This window comes from Glacieibacterium arshaanense (assembly GCF_004681125.1).
Lineage (GTDB): Bacteria > Pseudomonadota > Alphaproteobacteria > Sphingomonadales > Sphingomonadaceae > Polymorphobacter_A > Polymorphobacter_A arshaanense.
Genome location: NZ_SIHO01000001.1, coordinates 1042204 through 1059622, shown reverse-complemented (window position 1 = coordinate 1059622; position 17419 = coordinate 1042204). Strand labels below are relative to the sequence as shown.

14 protein-coding genes and 1 pseudogene are annotated in these 17419 nt (G+C 63.0%); 8 read left to right on the top strand and 7 right to left on the bottom strand.

The genetic code is table 11. From position 1 onward, the window contains the following. The first annotated feature begins 2 nt into the window (after positions 1-2). The 8 genes from EUV02_RS04835 to EUV02_RS04800 are packed head-to-tail and all read left to right on the top strand — an operon-like array spanning position 3 to position 7842. The gene (locus EUV02_RS04835) at positions 3-1169 is read left to right on the top strand and encodes a D-alanyl-D-alanine carboxypeptidase family protein (protein ID WP_135245045.1); all 1167 of its coding nucleotides are present in this window, start codon (positions 3-5) and stop codon (positions 1167-1169) included. Continuing rightward, positions 1169-1798 carry a dTMP kinase gene (gene tmk, locus EUV02_RS04830; protein ID WP_135245044.1) on the top strand — a complete coding sequence of 210 codons (630 nt, stop codon included), beginning with the start codon at positions 1169-1171 and terminating at the stop codon, positions 1796-1798. The genes EUV02_RS04835 and tmk overlap by 1 nt, the downstream gene beginning before the upstream one ends. Beyond that, positions 1792-2805 (top strand): DNA polymerase III subunit delta', encoded by a 1014-nt coding sequence (locus EUV02_RS04825; RefSeq protein WP_135245043.1) that lies wholly within the window; start codon positions 1792-1794, stop codon positions 2803-2805. The genes tmk and EUV02_RS04825 overlap by 7 nt, the downstream gene beginning before the upstream one ends. A 20-nt stretch (positions 2806-2825) precedes the next feature. Then, the gene (metG, locus tag EUV02_RS04820) at positions 2826-4376 is read left to right on the top strand and encodes a methionine--tRNA ligase (protein WP_135245042.1); all 1551 of its coding nucleotides are present in this window, start codon (positions 2826-2828) and stop codon (positions 4374-4376) included. Beyond that, complete coding sequence (locus EUV02_RS04815; RefSeq protein WP_135245041.1) at positions 4376-5158, top strand: TatD family hydrolase; 783 nt, start codon at positions 4376-4378, stop codon at positions 5156-5158. Before metG ends, EUV02_RS04815 begins: the two co-directional genes overlap by 1 nt. Next, positions 5155-5949 (top strand): MBL fold metallo-hydrolase, encoded by a 795-nt coding sequence (locus tag EUV02_RS04810; protein ID WP_135245040.1) that lies wholly within the window; start codon positions 5155-5157, stop codon positions 5947-5949. Before EUV02_RS04815 ends, EUV02_RS04810 begins: the two co-directional genes overlap by 4 nt. 31 nt (positions 5950-5980) lie before the next feature. Next, a complete protein-coding gene (gene mazG, locus EUV02_RS04805) occupies positions 5981-6778 on the top strand; it encodes a nucleoside triphosphate pyrophosphohydrolase (RefSeq protein ID WP_135245039.1) in 798 nt (265 codons plus the stop codon). Continuing rightward, complete coding sequence (locus EUV02_RS04800) at positions 6775-7842, top strand: beta-N-acetylglucosaminidase domain-containing protein (protein WP_135245038.1); 1068 nt, start codon at positions 6775-6777, stop codon at positions 7840-7842. Before mazG ends, EUV02_RS04800 begins: the two co-directional genes overlap by 4 nt. A 166-nt stretch (positions 7843-8008) precedes the next feature. Here EUV02_RS04800 and hflX read toward each other — a convergent pair whose 3' ends face one another. From hflX to dusB, 7 genes and pseudogenes are all read right to left on the bottom strand, one after another. Beyond that, a complete protein-coding gene (hflX, locus tag EUV02_RS04795) occupies positions 8009-9274 on the bottom strand; it encodes a GTPase HflX (RefSeq protein ID WP_135245387.1) in 1266 nt (421 codons plus the stop codon). 110 nt (positions 9275-9384) lie between these two features. Further along, positions 9385-9618 (bottom strand): annotated as a pseudogene (gene hfq, locus EUV02_RS04790) (RNA chaperone Hfq); the annotation flags it as partial. A 151-nt stretch (positions 9619-9769) separates the two neighbouring features. After that, entirely contained in the window at positions 9770-11176 is a 1407-nt protein-coding gene (ntrX, locus tag EUV02_RS04785) for a nitrogen assimilation response regulator NtrX (protein WP_135245036.1), read from the bottom strand. A gap of 1 nt (position 11177) precedes the next feature. Next, on the bottom strand, positions 11178-13616 hold the full coding sequence (locus EUV02_RS04780; protein WP_135245035.1) for a sensor histidine kinase: 2439 nt from the start codon (positions 13614-13616) through the stop codon (positions 11178-11180). 111 nt (positions 13617-13727) lie between these two features. Further along, positions 13728-15185 (bottom strand): nitrogen regulation protein NR(I), encoded by a 1458-nt coding sequence (gene ntrC, locus EUV02_RS04775; RefSeq protein WP_135245386.1) that lies wholly within the window; start codon positions 15183-15185, stop codon positions 13728-13730. Positions 15186-15190: 5 nt separating this feature from the next. Continuing rightward, complete coding sequence (locus tag EUV02_RS04770) at positions 15191-16330, bottom strand: two-component system sensor histidine kinase NtrB (RefSeq protein WP_166430503.1); 1140 nt, start codon at positions 16328-16330, stop codon at positions 15191-15193. After that, positions 16327-17349, bottom strand: a complete 1023-nt coding sequence (dusB, locus tag EUV02_RS04765) for a tRNA dihydrouridine synthase DusB (protein WP_135245034.1) — start codon at positions 17347-17349, stop codon at positions 16327-16329. Before dusB ends, EUV02_RS04770 begins: the two co-directional genes overlap by 4 nt. Positions 17350-17419: the final 70 nt, after the last annotated feature.

The following is a 17419-nucleotide window of genomic DNA, read 5'->3' as shown; positions in this document are numbered from 1 at the left end:
TCATGCGTTTCAAATCGGCAGTCGCAGCATTGCTCATCGCAGGCATCAGCAGTTCGGCGTTCGCGCAGGCAGCCATGCCGAGTTTTGCGACGCCGGCGCCCTATGCCTTCATGGTTGATATGTCCAACGGCGCAGTGCTGTTCCAGAAGGACCCCGATACGCCGATGCCGCCCGCGTCGATGGGCAAGATGATGACCGTCTATGTCGCGTTCGACATGATCAAGCGCGGTGAGATCACGCTCGACAAGAAGATCACCGTGCGTCCCGAAACCTGGACGAAATGGCATAGCCAGGGCTCGACGATGTTCCTGTCACCGGGTGAGCAGGTCAGCGTCGAAAACCTGCTCCACGGCATTGTCACGCTGTCGGGCAATGATGCCTGTGTGACGCTCGGCGAGGGCCTCGCTGGCACCGACGAAAACTACGTCGCGCTGATGAACAAGACCGCACAGAAACTTGGGATGAAGAATTCGCGCTTCGCCAACACCAACGGCTGGCCTGATCCCAACGAAATGGTCACAGCGCGCGACTTGGCCACACTGGCGCAGGCGACGATCCGCGACTTCCCCGACCTCTACAAGAAGTTCTACGGTCAGCCGTCTTTCACTTGGGGCAAGACGCTCGGCGCCGGCGCCGATATCACTCAGGCCAACCGCAACCCGATCCTCGGGCGCGTCGCGGGTGCAGACGGTCTGAAGACCGGCCACACCGAAGACGCCGGCTACGGCTTTACCGGCTCGGCCGTTCAGGACGGCCGCCGTCTGGTCATGGTGCTCGCCGGCCTGTCGTCGTTCAACGAGCGCATTTCGGCGTCGGTGGCGTTCATGGAATGGGGCTTCAACGCCTTCGGTCGCAAGCTGCTGGTCAAGCCCGGCCAGGTCGTCGGCACCGCCAAGGTCTGGATGGGTGAAGAGGCCGAAGTGCCGCTGACCGCCGCGACCGACCTCAAGGTTACCGTGCCGCGCGGTGCAGCGAACGCCGTCAAGGCGAAGATCGTCTATCAGGGCCCGGTGACCGCGCCGATTGCCAAGGGTGCGAAGATCGCCGAACTCGTCGTCAGCGTGCCGGGCTTCCCCGATACGCGGCTACCGCTGGTCGCTGCCAACGCCGTCGACAAGGCCGGGCCGTTCGGTCGCATTGCCGCAGCGTTCCGCGCGCTGTTCCTGTAATGACGCGCGGCCGCTTCATCAGCCTCGAAGGCGGGGAGGGCGCGGGCAAGTCGACGCAGCTCAACCTGCTCGCCGAGCGGCTGGTGGACGCCGGCATCAAACTGGTAACGACGCGTGAGCCCGGTGGCACCAAAGGCGCCGAAACCATCCGCGAGTTGTTCGTCAGCGGCGCCACCGACCGCTGGGACGCGGCGACCGAAGCCTGCCTCGTCAATGCCGCGCGCGCCGACCATGTCGCGCGGCTGATCCGGCCGGCGCTCGACCGCGGCGACTGGGTGCTGTGCGACCGCTATGCCGATTCGACTTTTGCCTATCAGGGCGGCGACAAGGGCGTCGCCGATGCCGATCTGCAGGCGCTGCACCGCGTTGCGACAGGCGACCTGTGGCCCGACCTGACCTTGCTGCTCGACCTGCCCGTCGAAACCGGGCTGGCGCGCACGCTCAAGCGAATCGGTGGCGCGACCCGCTTCGAAGCGCATGACATCAGCTTTCACCAGCGCGTCGCGGCACGTTTCCATGCGCGCGCCGCCGCCGAACCGCGCCGCATCCGCACCATCAACGCCGACATCGACGCACACCACGTCGCGGCCGCCATCTGGGCCGAGGTCGCGCCACTGCTGCCATGCTGATCGGCCACCGCGAACAGGGCGCGGCATTCAGGGCCGCTTTCGAAAGCGGAACCATACATCACGCTTGGCTGCTGGCCGGACCGCAGGGCATCGGTAAAGCGAGCTTCGCCAAGGCTGCAGCCCAGTGGCTGTTGGCTCGCGCTGCAGGCCCGCAATCTGGAATCTCGACCGAAAGTCTAGATGTGCAACCTGACCACCCAACGGCGTGCTTGCTAAGAGCTAGAAGTCACCTTGATTTCCGGCTTGTCGAGCGGGTCTATGCTGATAGTGAAGGCCGTCCATCCGACAAATTGCGGCGCGATATTCAGATTGATCAGATAGTCCGCAGGCCCAAGAGCAAATGGGAGCCGCCGCTCTCCGAAAGCCTGCGGTCAACACCTGCATTGAGTAGTTGGCGCGTGGTCATTATCGACGCCATGGAGGAGATGAACGACAACTCCACCAATGCATTGCTAAAGATGCTCGAGGAGCCGCCGCAAGGCACCTTATTTCTATGTGTCACACATTCAGTCGGCAGGCTGAAGCCAACAATACGGTCGCGGTGCAGACTGGTTCGCTTTGAACCGCTCAGCGATGAAGACGTGGCGCGCGTGCTCGACGATGTCCGCCCCGACCTTTCGATGACCGACCGCGACGCCCTGGTTCGTATCGCGCAGGGCGCCCCCGGCCGCGCGCTGCGCTTTGCCAGTATCGGCATCGCGGCGCTTGAGGCCGAGCTTGGCGAACTGGCGGTTGCAGGACCGCAGGCGGCCACCGCACGCGCGCTGCTGCTGTCGCGATCGCTCGCCGCCAAGGCCGCAACGCCGCGCTACGAAGCCTTTCTCGAACTCGCGCCCGCGTCCATCGCGCATGCCGCGCGTGACCGGCGCGGGCCACGGCTTGCGCGCGCGCTGGCGCTATGGGAAAAGGCGACGGCGCTCGCGGCTTCGGCAGTGGCGTTGTCACTCGAACCCCAAAGTGTCGCCTTCGACCTGGCCATGCTCGTGTCAGGACTTGCCGAAACGTGACAGGAAAACCTGCCAAAGTCATGACCAACAAGAACAACTTCTACGTTACTACCGCGATTTCCTACCCCAACGGCCGCCCGCACATGGGCCATGCCTATGAGGTGATCGCCACCGACGCAATCGCGCGCTTTCACCGGCTGCGCGGCGAAAACGTCCGCTTCGTCACCGGCACCGACGAACACGGGCTCAAGATAGCACAGGCCGCGCGCACCGCCGATGTCACGCCGCGCGCCTATGTTGATGGCATGGTGCAGCATTTCCACGCGATGGCCGCCAAGCTCAACATCTCGCAAGACCGCTTCATCCGCACCACCGATGCCGACCATGTAGCCTCCTGCCAGGCGCTGTGGCGCGCGATGGTGGCGAACGGTGACATCTACCTTGATCGCTACGAAGGCTGGTACTCGGTCCGCGACGAAGCCTATTACGATGACAGCGAGCTGGTCGAAGGGCAGGGCGCCAGTGGCGACACCGTGCGCCTGTCGCCGCAAGGCACCGAAGTCGAGTGGACTGTCGAGGAAAGCTGGTTTTTCCGGCTGTCGGCGTATCAGGAGCGATTGCTCGCGCACTATGACGCATACCCCGAATTCATCCAGCCCTCCAGCCGTTTCAACGAGATGCGGGCGTTTGTTGCCGGCGGATTGCGCGACTTGTCGATCTCGCGCACCAGCTTTGATTGGGGCATTCCAGTGCCCGACAGCCCGGGCCACGTCATGTATGTCTGGGTCGATGCGCTGGCGAACTACCTGACCGCGGTCGGCTATCCCGACGGCGACTATCGCGAATGGTGGCCCGCCGACCTGCATGTCATTGGCAAGGACGTCGTGCGCTTCCACACCATCTATTGGCCGGCCTTCCTGATGTCGGCGCAGCTGGCGCTGCCCAAGACGGTGTTCGGCCACGGCTTCATCCTCAACCGCGGCGAGAAAATGTCGAAATCGCTCGGCAATGTCGTCGAACCGGTAGCGCTGGCCGATGCCTTCGGCGTCGATCAGCTGCGCTGGTTCCTGTTGCGCGACGTCGCGTTCGGCGATGACGGCAATTACAGCCACGAAGCCATTGCCGAGCGGACCAACGCCGATCTCGCCAACGGCATCGGCAATCTGGCGCAGCGCTCGCTGTCGATGGTCGCCAAGAATTGCGACGCGAAAATGCCGGCAACCGACACCGGTGGCGAAGCCGAAGCCGTTCTGGAACAAGCACTTGTCCAGCACAGCAAAGGTTATTTCTCGTCGATGGCGGTGCTACAGCTGCACAGGGCGCTTGAAAACGTTATGGCAATGGTCGCGGCGGCCAATCTGTATTTCGCCGACAGCGCCCCCTGGGCGCTCGCCAAGACCGATCCCGTGCGCATGGCCGCGGTGCTGGCGACGACGCTCGAAGCGGTGCGCCGCATCGCCATCCTCGTCCAGCCAGTAATGCCGGCGTCGAGCGCGGCGCTACTCGACCAACTCGGCGTCAGCCCCGAAGCACGCGGCTTCGATGCACTCGATGTGCAGGTCGCGGCTGGCACGCCGTTGCCCGCGCCCGCAGGCGTTTTCCCGCGCTGGGTCGAGCCCAAGGCCGGTTGATGCTCGTCGATAGCCACTGCCACCTGAACTACAAAGGCATCGTCGAGGACCAGGCCGGCGTCATTGCGCGCGCCCGTGACGCCGGTGTCTGCACGATGCTCGGCATCAGCACGCGGGCAGGGGAGTGGGACGCCGTCATCGGCCTCGCCGACGCGCACCCCGACATCTGGGCGTCGGTCGGCATTCACCCGCACGAAGCCGATAGCCATGTCGATATCGATGCCGCGCGCCTAATCGATGCGGCGGCGCATCCACGCGTCATCGCCATCGGCGAAACCGGGCTCGATTACTACTACAACAAGAGCGATCACGCGCAGCAGCAGGCGAGTTTCCGCGCGCATATCGCTGCTGCACGCGATACGCAGCTACCGATTGTCATCCACACCCGCGATGCCGAAGCCGATACGCTCGATATCCTGCGCGACGAAATCGGGCAGGGCGCCTTCCCCGGCATCATCCATTGCTTCACCGCCAGTCAAAGCTTTGCTGAACAAGCACTTGCGCTGGGTTTCTATATCAGCCTGTCGGGCATTGTGACGTTCAAGAATGCGCTCGATTTGCAAGCCAGCGCGCGGTTGATCCCTGATGAGCGGCTGCTGATTGAAACAGATTCACCGTTCCTGGCGCCGGTGCCGATGCGCGGGCGACCGTGCGAGCCGGCGTTCGTCGCGCACACGGCGGCATTTCTGGCAAAACTGCGCGGCGTTTCGACCGACGAACTCGCCAACACCACGACCGACAATTTCTTCAATCTCGCCACCAAAGCCGTGCGGCCGGCATGACTGCCGCACTGCGCGTCACCGTTCTCGGTTCGGGCACATCGAGCGGCGTACCGCGCATCGGCCCGGACGGCGCGGATTGGGGCGCCTGTGACCCGCACGAGCCGCGCAACAGCCGCCGCCGTGTCTCGCTCCTGGTGCAGCATGGCGACTATAATGTCCTTATCGATACCAGCCCGGATTTGCGCGCGCAGTTGATAGATGCGCGCTGCGGGCGTCTTGATGCCGTGCTCTACACGCACGACCACGCCGATCATGCCAATGGTATCGATGACTTGCGGCAGGTCTTTCACAACCAGCGCAAACCCGTCGATTGCTATGCGACGGCGCCGACGCTGGCGACGCTGCAGCGGCGCTTCGGCTATGCCTTCAACGGCGCACCTGGCTATCCGCCGACCTGTGCCGGCTATGTCATGCCCGATCGGCTGCGTTTCGGCGCGATGACGATCACGCCGTTCGAACAGCAGCACGGCGGTATCACGTCACTGGGTTTCCGCTTTGAAGCCGATGGTGTGGCGCTGGCCTATTCAACCGACCTCGATGCGCTGCCGCAAGCCGCACATGCCTGCGTGCAAGGCCTCGATATGTGGATTGTCGACGGGCTGCGCCGTGCACCGCATCCGACGCACACACATTTGGCGCAGACGCTCGAATGGATTTCGACGTTCAAACCTGGCCGCGCGCTGCTGACGCATATGGACAATTCGATGGACTATGCGACGCTGTGTGCCGAGCTGCCCGAGGGCGTTGCACCGGCTTATGACGGCCAGGTGCTCACTCTGGGTGATATCTGATTTAACATAATATATATTATCGGACTAAGCTATGTCGTCAAAGCCGGTACAGACTGCGACCCCACCCGACCTCGCGCGGCTGGCTCAAATCATGGCGCGGCTGCGCGATCCGGTCGATGGCTGCCCTTGGGATCTGGCGCAGTCGTTCGCGACCATCGTGCCGTACACGATCGAGGAAGCCTATGAAGTCGCACAAGCCGTCGCCGAGGCCGATATGCCGGGCCTGTGCGACGAACTTGGCGATCTGCTGCTGCAAGTAGTGTTCCACGCCCGCATGGCCGAAGAAGCCGGACACTTTGCGCTGCCCGATGTCGTTGCCGCCATTTGCGACAAGATGGAACGCCGCCACCCGCACATTTTTGGCGACGGCACGGCGTCGAGCGACATTCGCACGCAGAAACATGTCTGGGAAACCATCAAGGCCGCCGAACGTGCCGCCAAGCCACGCGGCGGCGCACTCGACGGCGTGGCAGCGGCCCTGCCCGCGCTGATGCGCGCCGAGAAACTGCAGTCGCGCGCATCGCGCACCGGCTTCGACTGGCCCGACGCCGATGGCCCGCGCGACAAGATCGTGGAGGAAATTGCCGAATTTGCTTCGGCCGCCAGTCATGTCGAACGCGTCGACGAAGGCGGCGACCTGCTGTTTGCCGTCGTGAACTGGTTGCGTCACCATCAGGTCGATCCCGAAGTCGCGCTGCGCCAGGCCAATGCCAAGTTTGAACGTCGCTTTGCCGCGATGGAGGCCAAGGCCGGCGATGGCTTCGCGGCGCTCGATCTCGCCGCCAAGGACGCCTTGTGGGACGCCGCCAAAGCGGACGAGCGGCAATGACACCCGACCTTGGCATTATCGAAGGCTATTTCGGCCGCAGCTGGGATTGGCCGACGCGCACCGCGGTCATGCAGCGGCTACGCGACGCCGGCTACGGCTTCTTCCACTATGCCCCCAAGTCCGACGCCTATCTGCGGCGGCGCTGGCGCGAACCGCATCCGGTGGATCAGGCCACTGATATTGCAGCATTTTCACGCGCCTGTTCGGATGCCGATGTGCGCTTCGGCATCGGCCTCAGCCCGTATGAACTGTATCTCGATTTCAACGCCGAAGCGCGTACCACACTCGCCGCAAAACTCGCATTCTTCGATGATATCGGCGTGCGTGAAGTCGCTATCCTGTTCGATGATATGCGCGGCGACTTGCCCGATCTTGCCGCGCGCCAGGCCGCAATCATCGACTGGGTCGCCGCGCACACGCGTGCCAAGCGGCTGATCATGTGCCCGAGCTATTACAGCAATGACCCGGTGCTCGACCGCGTTTTCGGCCGGCGCCCCGATGGCTATCTCGAAACACTCGGCGAACTGCTCGCGCCCGAAATCCAAATCTACTGGACTGGCGAGGAGGTCTGTTCAAGGGAATTTTCGGTCGGTCATCTGCGCGATACCGCCGCAAAACTCCGCCGCAAACCACTGTTATGGGATAATTATCCGGTAAACGATGGCCCGCGCATGTCGAAGTTCCTGCACTTGCGCGGCTTCACCGGCCGGCCTGCCACCATCGCGGGCGAAATCGCCGGTCATGCAGTCAATCCCGCCTCGCAACCCTGGCTCGGCTGCATTCCGGCACTGACACTGGCGGCAAGCTATGCGCAGGGCGATGCCTATTGCTACGGCCGGGCGTTCACCGATGCCGCGACCGCCATGTTCGGTGCCGAGCTCGCTGCAGCCCTCACCGCCGATCTGCTGACCTTCAACGACGGCGGGCTCGACAGCATCGGCACCGAGCGCCGCGCGCGGCTGGTGGCGCGCTACAGTGGCCTTGCACACCCGGCAGCCGCCGAAGTCGTCGAATGGCTGAACGGTGGCTATGCCATCAGTGGCGAAGCGGTGCAGACCCAGTAGCCACGACAGTTGGCAAAATGCGCCAGATAGGTTATTAAAACTTCATGGCTTGAACTGCATTCGGGCATCGGAGCATGCAGCAGTCAAATTTTGACCCGGAGTGCAAACTTCGCGAATGCCGCAATCTTCGTACAGATTGTAAACTTCGGCGCAGCCCCGAGCGGCCCTAACGGATCAAATCGAAGCGGGCGCGGTCAGCTTCGGAAAGCCGGACGTGCAGCACGCTCGAACCGTCCTCAAGGTCTTCGCGATCAATGACTTCGCCATGGCTGTAGAGCCAGGCCTGACGCTTGCCCTCATGCGCCGCGAGGCTGATTTCATGGACCCGCGCGGCCGATTGCAGTGTCGCGGCGATGCACGCGGCAAGTGCCTCCACGCCCTCGCCGGTTACGGCCGAAATCGGGACGGTATCGTCGGTGGTCCGCACCCCTGCCCGCGCTTCCGGGCTCAACAGGTCAATTTTGTTGAGCGCAGTGATCATCGGCGTGTTGCGGTCGCTGTCGATGACTTTCAGCCCGCGCAGCACAGTCATCACGTCCTCGGCCTGCGCGGCACTGTCGGGGTGCGCGATGTCGCGGACATGGACGATGATATCGGCCTCGCCGACCTCCTCCAGCGTCGCGCGGAATGCCGCCACCAGTTGCGTCGGCAGGTTCGAGACGAAGCCGACGGTGTCGGAGAAGATAACCTTGTCGAACCCGGGCAATACCCCTGCCCGCATTGTCGGATCGAGCGTCGCGAACAACAGGTTCTCGGCCATCACATCGGCGCCGGTCAGGCGGTTGAACAGCGTCGATTTGCCGGCATTAGTATAGCCGACGAGCGCGACCACCGGATACGGTGCCTTCTGCCGCCGTGTCCGATGCAGGCCGCGTGTCCGCCGCACATCTTCCAGGTCGAGCTTGAGGCGCACGATGCGTTCACGGATCAACCGGCGATCGGTCTCGATCTGCGATTCACCGGGGCCGCCAAGGAAGCCGAAGCCGCCGCGCTGGCGTTCAAGGTGGGTCCATGACCGCACCAGGCGGCTTGCCTGATATTGCAGATGCGCCAGTTCGACCTGCAGCGTGCCTTCCTTTGTGGATGCCCGCTCGCCGAAAATTTCGAGGATCAGCCCGGTACGGTCGATGACCTTGGCGCCGAAGGCCTTTTCGAGGTTGCGCTGTTGGATCGGCGAGACGATGCCGTCGATGACCACCAGTTCCGATCCGGTCGCTGCGACCGCCGCGGCGATGCGCTCGATTTGCCCCTTGCCGAGCAAGGTCGCGGCAGAAGCCTTGCGAATGCGGACGATCTCCTCATGCCGCACATGCAGGTAAATGGCGCGCGCCAGTCCGACCGCTTCGGCCAGTCGGCCGGCGGAGTCACGGATATCGAGCTTCTGGCCGTCGCGTTCGGGCAGAATGACGACGGCACCGGCGCCAAAACGCATGCCGCGTCCGGCGTCGAAGCTCGGCGCTTCGGCGTTGGGGGTGATGACCGGCGTGACGGATGCCGTCACTTCATCGGGGGTGTCGATCAATCGATCGGTGCCTCGTCATCAATGCGCTCGGCATCGAACAGCTGGATCGGTCCAGCCGGCATCACCGTCGAAATCGCGTGCTTGTAGACGAGCTGCGACTGGCCGTCGCGGCGCAGCAGCACCGAGAAGTTATCGAACCAGGTGATGTTGCCCTGCAGCTTGACGCCGTTCACCAGAAACATCGTCACCGGCGTCTTGGTTTTGCGGACGGTGTTGAGGAAAATATCCTGCAGATTATTGGTCTTCTCGGCCATGTTGTCCTGCCTTTCCGGGCAATTCTTATTGGCAAACTATTCGGGTTTGCGTCCCGCGCCGTGTCGCCGGCGTCAGGTCGATCTACCGCAAAGCCGGCAGACGGCCCAGTCTAACGTTTTGCGGTGCAGCATGGCAACAGCAAAGCGCGAGTCATTCGGTCGGACCGGTGTCGTCCTCCCCGTCTGCGCCGCCCTCCCCCAGTCCCAATGCCTTGAGTTTGCGGTGCAAGGCCGACCGCTCCATACCGATAAACACTGCGGTGCGCGAAATGTTGCCCGAAAAGCGCCGGATCTGGGCGCGCAGATACTCGCGCTCGAACGCCTCGCGCGCCACACGCAACGGCGTTCCCATGATCGACTGCGCTGCAGGGCCAGGAAACAGCTTGGCCGGTTCCATGGCGATTTCGGGCGGCAGCATGTCGATGTCGATCTGGCCGATCCGCTCGGGCGCCGCGAGGATCAATGTGCGCTCGACGACATTACGAAGCTGGCGAACGTTGCCCGGCCATTCATAGCCCTGCAGCACAGCGGCAGCCGCTTCGGTCAGCACCGGTGTCGTCAGCCGGCGCTCGGCGGCATAGCGCGCGAGGAAGTAATTGACGAGCTCGGCAATATCCTCGCGACGTTCGGAAAGTGACGGTAGTCGCACCGGCACGACGTTAAGACGGTAATACAGGTCCTCACGGAAACGGCCTTCAGCAATTTCCGTCGACAGGTCGCGCGACGTCGCGCTGATGACGCGAACATCGACCCGGACCCAGCGCGAGCCACCGATGCGCTGGAACACCTGCTCGGTCAGCACGCGCAGGATTTTCGCCTGCGTCGTCAATGGCATGTCTGCGACTTCATCGAGAAACAACGTGCCACCATGAGCCTGCTCGAACAGTCCCGAGCGCACGACATGCCCGCCTTCCTCGGCGCCGAACAACTCCTCTTCCACGCGCTCGGGCTCCATCCGTGCTGCGCTTACGACGACGAAGGGTGAACCGGCACGCGGGCTCCATTGGTGCAGCAGTCGCGCGGCGATTTCCTTGCCCGACCCCGCCGCGCCAGTAATCAGCACGCGGCTGCCCGTCGCGGCGACGCGCTTGATCGTGGCGCGTACGCCGTTGATCAGCGACGAAGACCCGGTGAGTTCGGTCTCGAACCCAGCGCGGACGCGCAATTCCTCGTTCTCGCGCTTCAGCCGTTCGGTTTCGGTGGCGCGCTTGACGACCTGCAGCAGCTGTTCGGTCTGGAACGGCTTTTCGATGAAGTCATAGGCGCCGCGCTTGATCGCAGCCACCGCAGTCTCGACATTGCCATGGCCCGATATGACGATGACCGGCAATGCCGGATCGCGGCGTTTTACCTCGTCGAGCAATTCGATGCCGTCGAGCCGCGAGCCCTGTAGCCAGATGTCGAGAATGAGTAGCGACGGTCGCCGTTCGGCGAGCGCGGCCAACGCGCTGTCGCTGTCACTTGCGGTTCGCGTGCCATAGCCTTCGTCGTCGAGCACACCTGAAATCAGCGCGCGAATGTCTTCTTCATCGTCGACGATCAGAATATCGAGTGCCATATCAAACCTGCTGCTTGAACTGAATGATGGTCGCCTGTGCTGGCGTATCTGATATCGGTGCTCCGGCCTGCGCCGCCGGGACCGTGACCGGCTCGACAAATCGATCGACGTGCAGCCGCGCAGCTGCCGCCAAGTCAAAATGCAGCCTGGCGACAGCACCCCTGCCCTTCAGACCGTCGACAGACGCATCGCCCAGTTCGAGCGTGCCGCCATGTTCTTCGACAATCTTCTTGACGATCGCTAGGCCAAGCCCTGTACCGCGCGCACGCGTCGTCACATAAGGCTCGGTCAACCGGTCGCGTTGTTCTACCGGTAGTCCCAGCCCATTGTCGGTGACGCTGATGATCAGCTGGCCGGCCTCGTTACCGGTGCCTGGCTTTGCGGCCAGCACGATCTTGCCCGGCGTTACCGCCGCGTCCGCAGTGTTCGACTGCTCCGCCTGCAGTTCATCGGCCTCGACACGCGCCAACACCGATTCCGCGGCGTTCTTGAGCAAATTGGTCAGCGCCTGTGTGATCTGGCGGCGGTCACATTCGAGCCCCGGCAGATCGTCTTCCGCATCGAGCTCGAACGAAATCGTCGGAAAGCCGATTTCATGCAAGAAAAGCGTCTGGCGCAGCAGGTCGAGCACCACCTCCGTACGAAACACCGGCTTGGGCATGCGCGCGAACTCCGAAAACTCGTCAACCATGCGCCGCAGATCGCCGACCTGCCGAACTATCGTCCCGGTCAGACTGGCAAAAATTTCGGGATCGATGGTGATCTGCGGCCCGTACTTCCGCTGCAGCCGTTCCGCCGAAAGCTGGATCGGCGTCAGCGGGTTCTTGATTTCATGCGCAATGCGCCGCGCGACATCGGCCCAGGCGGCGCTGCGCTGGTCGGCCAGCTGCTCCGAGATGTCGTCGAACGTCACCACCAGGCTCTGGCCGTGGTTCGCCACATCGGTCGGTTTGTGGAAAGCGCCCGATTCCGCGGCTATCTGCACCACCAGCGTTTGCGTGTCGTTGCCGCGCGCGATCCGGACCTGACCGCTGGCCGCACCGGTTTGCGCGGCAATGTCCAGCAGGTCGCCCAGTTCTGGCACGACTTGCCGCAACCGCGTACCGGCAAGTGCGCCTTCGGTCGAGCGCAGCAGCTCGGCGGCGCTCTGATTGGCGAGCCGGATGAAGCCGCCGGAATCGACCGACAACACGCCTGCCGAAACCCCGGACAAGACGGCTTCGGTAAACTGGCGGCGACGGTCGAGCTGGCTGTTGGCGCTGACCAGCGCGCTTTGCTGCGCCTTGAGCTGACCGGTCATGCGGTTGAACGCCCGGCTCAGTGTCGCGATTTCATCGGTGGCACCGCGCACCGGCACGCGCGCATCGAGATCGCCCGCGCCGACGCGCTCGGCGGCTTCGGCGAGTGCGCCGATCGGGGTCACCAGCCGGTTGGCGAGCCAAAGTGCAAACCAGATCGCCACCGCCAGAATGATCAATGACACAACGACCATGATCAGGTTGAAGCGCCACTGCAGCAGCCTCGAGCGCTCGATCAGCGAGCGGTAGTCGCTCAGTGCCGTGGCGGTGCGCGCTACCTGATTGAGCACCTGCGGATCGACCTTGCGGCTGGCATAGAGATAGCGGCCGCTTGCCGCGTCGAGCCGCACCACGGCTTCGATGCGGTCGCCGCTGGATGCGATAACCAGTGGCCCGGCACCAGCTTTGATAAGATCACGCGGTTGGATTCGGTTGGTCATTGGCCGGCTATCGAGGCCGGTCGCGGCAATGATGGTGATACCCTTGGGCGACGTGGTGAAGACTGCCGCTTCGGACAGGTTGCGTGCAGCGAGCTGGAACGCCAGCCCGTCGGCGAAACTGGGGCTGGCGACGCCGAATTCCTGCGCATAGCCGCGGACGTCGCGCGACATTGCTACAACGTCATCGAGTAAACGCGTCTTGTTTTCGGCGACATAGGCCTGTGCAACGCGGTCGGCGTTGTCGAGCACGGTGCGCGCGCGATCCGAAAACCAGAACTGCACGCCGAACTGGAAAAGCAAGGACGCGAAAACCACCACGAGTAATGTCGGGACTGCGGCAATGCTGGCAAACAGTGCCACCAACCGCACATGCATCCGTGCGCCGGCCAGCCCCTGTCGCCGGTTACTCAGCAAGATCGCGAGGCGCCGCGCAATCAGAACCAGCAGGCCCATCAGCGGTAGCAGATTGACCACCACCAGCGCCGTTACGAAGGGCGGCGACAGGCCTTCCGCGGGCAGCCGTTTGCTGGTCAGAAACGCATAACTCGACAACCCGATCACCAGCGTCAGCGCGGCAACGGCAATCTCGAGGCGCGGATAGAAATCGACGCGCGAAGACCAGCGCCGAAAGCGGCGCTCAAGGCGGCGCTGAAACAGGCGCCAGCGCTGCGGCCGCACTGGTTTTACAGCGGGCGCGTTCATGACAGACGATATCGTGTCGGCAGCATCACACGCCAATACACTTAAAGCGTTGCCAATGGAACACAGTCTTGCGACGAAACGTTGCCCGAATGTGACGCCTGACGGACCTGCCTAGCTGCGCCGCAAGGCCGTTGGATCGACTCCGCGCTCAGTGAGCTTCTTGCGCAGCGTGTTGCGATTGATGCCCAAAAGCTTCGCCGCCTGGATCTGATTGCCTTGCGTCGCGGCGAGGCTGAGCATCAACAGCGGCCGCTCGATTTCGGCAAGGATGCGCTCGTACAAACCGTCGGGCGGAAGATCGTCACCGAAGACGTTGAAATATCGCGCAATATGCAACTCGACGGCATCTGCCAAACTGTCGCCCGATTCTGTACTGCCGCCGGGGCGTGCGGGCTGGCCTTCGTGCAGCCCGGCATCCACAGCCGCCGCATCAATCGTCTCGCCGCGCGTCAGCGCCGCCAACCGACGCATCAGATTTTCCAGCTCGCGAACGTTACCCGGCCAGCCATATTGCTGCAGTCGCGCGACTGCCGACGCATCGAGATGTTTGAGCGGTAGCCCTTCAGCAACTGCGCGTGTCAGGAAGTGCCGCGCCAGTTCGGCAATGTCGTCGGCGCGCGCGCGCAATGGCGGCAATCGCAAAGGCACGACATTCAGCCGGTAAAACAGATCCTCCCGGAACTGGCCGTTTTCAATCGAGCGGTGCAAGTCCTTGTTGGTCGCCGAAATAATCCGCACATCGGCACGCAATGTACGATTGCCGCCGACAGTCGAGAACTCGCCCGACTGCAACACGCGCAGTAGACGGGTCTGGGCATCCATCGGCATGTCGCCAATTTCATCGAGGAACAGCGTCCCACCCTGTGCCTGCTCGAAACGACCGCTGGTGCGCGTCGCAGCACCCGTAAAGGCGCCGCGTTCATGGCCGAACAGCTCGGTTTCGATGAGTTCGCGCGGGATGGCCGCCATGTTGATCGCGACAAAGGGCCCGGTCCGCCGTGCGCCAAGGTCATGCAGTGCGCGCGCCACAAGCTCCTTGCCGGTGCCCGACTCGCCGAGGATCATCACTGACAGATCGGTCGGCACGACACGCGCCATGGTCCGGTAAACCTCCTGCATCGCCGGCGAGCGGCCGATTAGAGGTAGCCCGTCGCCAACGTCGGCAGCACCGGCATTGGGGCGCAATCCCTGCTGGATGGCTGCGACCGCACTGGCAACAGCGCGAGTCAATTCATTGATATCGAAGGGTTTGGGCAGGTATTCAAACGCCCCCTGCTCGGTCGCACGCACAGCTGTCGACAAGGTATTCTGCGCGCTGACGACAATGACAGGCATCCCTGGCCGGCGGTCGAGGATGCGCGGAATGGTGTCGAGGCCATTGGCATCGGGAAGCATGACATCGGTAATGACGATGTCGCCAACCCCTTCCTCGATCAGGCGCCACAGCCCGGCGACGCTATCGGTGGTGCGGACCAGATAGCCGGCGCGAGTCAGCGCTTGCCGAACCACGGTGCGGATTGCGGCGTCATCATCGACAACAAGGATTGTGGCGCCAAGCGCCGGGAGCATTTCGGTCATCGCGCATCCGCCATCGGCAGCAACACCCGCAGCACGGTGCGGGGCTCTGCGTCATGCGTGCGGTCATATTCGATGATGCCGCCATGATCGCCGACAATCTTGGCAACTAGCGCCAGTCCCAGCCCGCCGCCATTGCGCTTCGACGTCACGAATGGATCGAATAGGTGATCGGCGAGTTCGGCAGGGGCACCAGGGCCATTGTCGATGATACAGACCTCGAGCGGCAACGAAATTCGCCGCGCTGAACCCCGCACGGCGACGCGCAGACCGTGCCTGTAAGCGGTGGTCATCATGATTTCACCGCGCGCAGAACCTTCTGTCTGGCCAATGGCTTCCGCAGCATTTTTGACAAGGTTTAGGAAGATTTGTACGAGCGCGTCATGGTCGCCCATGACATCGGGCAATGATGGGTCATAGCGTTCGCGGAAGGTTATGCCGCGCGCCACCCCCTGCTCCGCAACACGTCGGACATGGCCGAGAATGGCGTGGATGTTTTCCGGCGCACGCGCCAACGGCCGCGTGTCGGTGAAATCTTCCATGCGATCGACCAGCCGCGTAATCCGGTCGACTTCGGTGCAGATCAGTTCGGTCAGTTCCTCGCCGTCGCTATCGGCGTTCTGCGCCAGCAACTGTGCCGCGCCGCGGATGCCCGACAGTGGGTTTTTGATTTCGTGCGCCAGCAAGGCCGCCACACCGACTGCTGACCGCGCCGCGCCCTGGTGCACCATTTGCCGGTCGACCATCAATGCAACGCTACGCGTTTGCAAGCTGATCGTCCGCCAGCCCGGCGCATCGGCCACCGGCCCCACCAGCACGTCGACACGTGTTGTGCGGCCGCCAACGAAACTCAACTCAACGTCATAGGCAGCATAGCCGCCCGCCATGTCGCGCGCTTCGTCGAGCAGACCGATCAACGGACTGTCGGCAGGCAGCAGCCCTGCCCAGCCACGCTCGGCGAGCAGGCTGGCGCTGGTATTGAAGAAGGTTTCGGCGGCGGTATTCGCCAGCCGGATGCGATCATCACCATCGAGCACCAGCATCGGTGTCGGTAGCGCGTTGAGAAGGTCACCAAGTTCGGGAATGGCCGGCTGCGGCGTCACAGAGCGACGCAGGCTGCTCAGCTTGGGCATGATCATGCGGCGCGGCGGATATCGATGCCGCCGGCTTCGGCGTCGATCAATCGCGTGTAGAAATCGTGCAGCATCAGCTGCACTGCCGCCGGTTCATCGACAAAGTTGACCTTGTTGCGGAATTCCGCCGATCCGTGAAGCCCCTTGGTGTACCAGCCGAGGTGCTTGCGCGCCATCTTGACGCCTATGAAGCTCCCGTAGTGTTCTAGCATTTCATCGTAATGCTCTATCAATAAATCATATTGTTCGGCGAGCGTCGGTTCGGCGATACGCTCGCCGCTGCTACACCACCGCATCACCTGCCCCAACAGCCACGGCTTGCCATAGGCGCCGCGCCCGATCATCACGCCGTCGGCGCCCGACTGCGCCAGCGCTGCATCGACATCGTCGAGGTCGCAAATGTCACCATTGACCAGCACCGGCAATGACACAGCATTCTTGACCTTGCGAACGAAGGCCCAGTCAGCGGTACCGCTATACAGTTGGTTGCGCGTGCGGCCATGTACGCTGATCAGCTTGACGCCGAGGTCCTGCGCGATACGCGCCAGTTCCGGCGCGTTGAGACTGTCATGATCCCAGCCCATGCGCATCTTGAGTGTGACCGGCACGTCGACGGCTTTGACGGTCGCCTCGATCAGGCTGGCGGCGAGCGGCAGATCGCGCATCAGCGACGAGCCGGCATGGCCGTTGACGACCTTTTTCACCGGACAGCCCATGTTGATGTCAATGATGGCTGCGCCCATGTCGGCGTTCAATTTGGCGGCCTCTGCCATGACCTGCGGCTCGCACCCGGCAAGCTGCATCGAAACCGGTTCCTCGGACGCGTCCCACGCTGCCTTTTGCACTGATTGGCGCGTTTCGCGGACCATCGCCTGGCTGGCGATCATTTCGGTGACGGTCAGCCCGGCGCCGAAGCGCTTGACGAGCTTGCGGAACGGCAGATCGGTAACACCGGTCATCGGCGCCAGCACAACAGGTGCCGTAATCGTCAATGGGCCGATGGAAATTGGTGAAAGGCGGGGCATCTATCAATTCTGCCTAAAAACTGGGCAGAACCGCATATATTGAAATTCCATGTCTCGCAAGCTATGCCGC